The organism is Halomonas sp. 3D7M (assembly GCF_014897885.1).
Taxonomy (GTDB): domain Bacteria; phylum Pseudomonadota; class Gammaproteobacteria; order Pseudomonadales; family Halomonadaceae; genus Vreelandella.
The window spans coordinates 54,535-57,476 of record NZ_JABUZF010000252.1 but is presented as its reverse complement, the minus strand read 5'-3'; the positions used below and the strand labels follow the sequence as shown (position 1 = coordinate 57,476).

Here is a 2,942-nt window from a genome sequence, read left to right as displayed (position 1 = left end):
GGCTCTCTTGGCGGCAGTGGCGGTAGCCAACACCATAGTGCAATGGCGGTTAAAAGACTCAGCCCGCCTAGCGCGCCAAACGCCACCCGCCAGTTGCTCAGGTCCCCAAGCAGCGTACCTAACGGCACCCCCAATACTGACGCAGCGGCCACACCACCGAAAATAATCGTCATGGCCTTGGCAACCTGATCGCTGGGCACCAGCCTTGGGGCAATACTGCCCGCAATGGCCCAAAACCCGCCGATACTAATGCCCACCAACACACGGGCTGCCAGAAGTAACCCAAAGTTGCTGGCCACTGCTGAAAGCGCGCTGCCAATCACCATCACAATCATCATCACCGTGAGCATGACACGTCTATCTAAACGGCCTACCGCGACCGGCAACAGCGGCGCAGAGAAAGCAGCAACCACTCCCGGCACGGTCACCATAAGGCCCGCCATACCTGGCGTGACACCCATTGACGACGCCACCTGGGACAATAACCCTATAGGCAGCTGCTCAGCTGTCACCAATAAAAAAATACCGATCATCACGGCCACTACCGCCCACCAACGCGGCGCTTGCTCCTTCTCCATGTTCTCTTCTCTTTTCCTATACTGCCTATAAAACGACACCGCCCCCGCAACTGAAAGCTGCGGGGGCGGCCGTTACGTCTACATCGCTTTAGTTAGCGACGTCCGCCTCGGCAGCGGCAAAAGCTGCTTTCTCTTCCTCGGTGATCTCTTTGATTGAGAGTTTCACACGATTGCGGTTGTCGATATCCAATACTTTCACAATCACATCATCGCCTTCATTTAAGAAGTCGCGCACGTTGTTAACGCGCTCGGCAACAATTTGCGATATGTGAACCAAGCCGTCAGTACCCGGCATGATATTAACGAAAGCGCCAAAGTCCGCAATGCGAACTACTTTACCGTTATAAAGCTTACCAATTTCCGCCTCTGCGGTAATTGCCAGCACGGTATCAATGGCTTTTTTGGCTGCGGCTTTATCTTCGGCGTAGATGCGCACGGTGCCATCATCATCCAGATCAATAGAGGCGCCGGTATCTTCGCAAATTTTACGGATCGTCGCGCCGCCTTTACCAATCACATCACGGATCTTGTCCGGATCGATTTTAATCGTCGCCATGGACGGAGCATTTTCCGACACATCCGTACGACTTTGGCTGATCACGTCGTTCATCTGAGCGAGGATACTGAGGCGAGCATCATGGGCCTGCTGCAGCGCTTTCTCCATGATCTCTTCATTGATGCCTTCAATCTTAATGTCCATCTGCAGAGCAGTAACGCCCTCTTCAGAACCGGCAACTTTGAAGTCCATATCGCCCAGATGATCTTCGTCACCCAGGATATCGGTCAATACCGCATAGCCGTCTTCATCTTTCACCAAGCCCATGGCAATACCGGCCACCGGTGCTTTTAATGGTACACCAGCATCCATCAGCGCGAGCGAGGAGCCGCACACTGACGCCATGGAGCTAGAACCGTTAGATTCGGTGATTTCCGATACCACACGGATGGTATAGGGGAAAACGTCTTCTGACGGCAGCATTGCTTGAACGCCACGGCGTGCTAAACGGCCATGGCCGATTTCGCGACGCTTCGGGCCGCCCATAAAGCCGGCTTCACCAACACAGTAAGGAGGGAAGTTGTAGTGCAGCATAAAGCGGTCTTTACGCTCACCTTCCAGGGACTCGATCAGCTGCGAATCGCGCAGGGTGCCCAAGGTAGCAATGGCGATGGCCTGAGTTTCACCACGGGTAAATACTGCCGAACCGTGTGTCTTAGGCAGTACACCCACCTCAATCGCTAGAGGACGTACAGTGGCATTGTCGCGTCCATCAATACGGGGCTCGCCTTTCACGACACGAGAGCGTACAACGCGCTTTTCAAGGCCAGCAAACGCACCTTTCACGTCATCTTTGCTGAACTTACCTTCTACTTCTTCGCCTTCAGCAGCGGCCAACTGTGCAACCGCTTCATCTTTCAGCGCTGACAGCGCATCTTGGCGAGCCATTTTGTCAGTAATGCGATAAGCATCACCTACCTTGGCTTCAAAGGCATCGGCCATGGCCGTTTTCAGTGCTACATTTTCTTGGGCCGGCTGCCAATCCCAACGCGGTTTGCCAGCTTCAGCGACCAGCTCTTTAATCGCGCTAACGGCTACCTGCATTTCTTGGTGACCAAACAGCACGGCACCGAGCATTTCGTCTTCAAGCAGTTCCTGAGCTTCCGACTCCACCATCAATACCGCGTTTTCGGTACCGGCAACAACCATGTCCAGCTCTGAGGTAGTCAGCTCTTCAACGGTTGGGTTTAGGAAGTAGCCCTGCTCTTCATTAAAGCCCACACGTGCCGCGCCAATCGGGCCGTTGAACGGCACGCCAGCAATACCCAGCGCTGCCGAAGTGCCCAGTAGGGCTGCGATATCGGGGTCATGATTACGATCAGTCGACAGAACAGTACAGATAACCTGCACTTCGTTCATAAACCCTTTAGGAAATAGCGGACGGATCGGACGATCAATCAGACGCGAGGTAAGGGTTTCTTTCTCAGTAGGACGCCCTTCGCGCTTAAAGAAGCCGCCGGGGATCTTGCCCACTGCGTAGGTTTTCTCTTGGTAGTGTACCGAGAGTGGGAAGAAAGGCTGATTGGGGTTTGCTTCTTTTTTAGCCACAACCGTACACAGTACGACGGTTTCATCCATGGTCACCATAACGGCGCCAGTGGCTTGGCGAGCAATACGCCCAGTTTCTAGGGTGACGGTGCTACGACCGTATTGAAACGTTTTTTTTACCGGATTCACGGCGACTTCCTTTAACATTAATATCTACTTGTCTTTTCGCTTGGGTCGTTTTGACTCGCCACCATTCTAGGCGCTGTGGCGCCATACGGCTACCAGAAACAAAAAAACGGGCAGCCCACAAGGGGCTGCCC

The 2,942-nt window shown here is 53.7% G+C and carries 1 protein-coding gene and 1 pseudogene; both read right to left on the bottom strand.

Annotation, left to right across the window (positions count from 1 at the left end; translation table 11 throughout):
- Window positions 1-578, bottom strand: a pseudogene (locus INT22_RS21190) (MFS transporter); the annotation flags it as partial.
- Window positions 579-666: 88 nt separating this feature from the next.
- Window positions 667-2,829 (bottom strand): polyribonucleotide nucleotidyltransferase, encoded by a 2,163-nt coding sequence (gene pnp, locus INT22_RS15535; protein WP_083000730.1) that lies wholly within the window; start codon window positions 2,827-2,829, stop codon window positions 667-669.
- Window positions 2,830-2,942 lie beyond the last annotated feature (113 nt).

Bases quoted from the DNA above. Each gene is read 5' to 3' on its own strand.
- pnp (WP_083000730.1), bottom strand. From the start codon at position 2,829: ATGTTAAAGGAAGTCGCCGTGAATCCGGTAAAAAAAACGTTTCAATAC.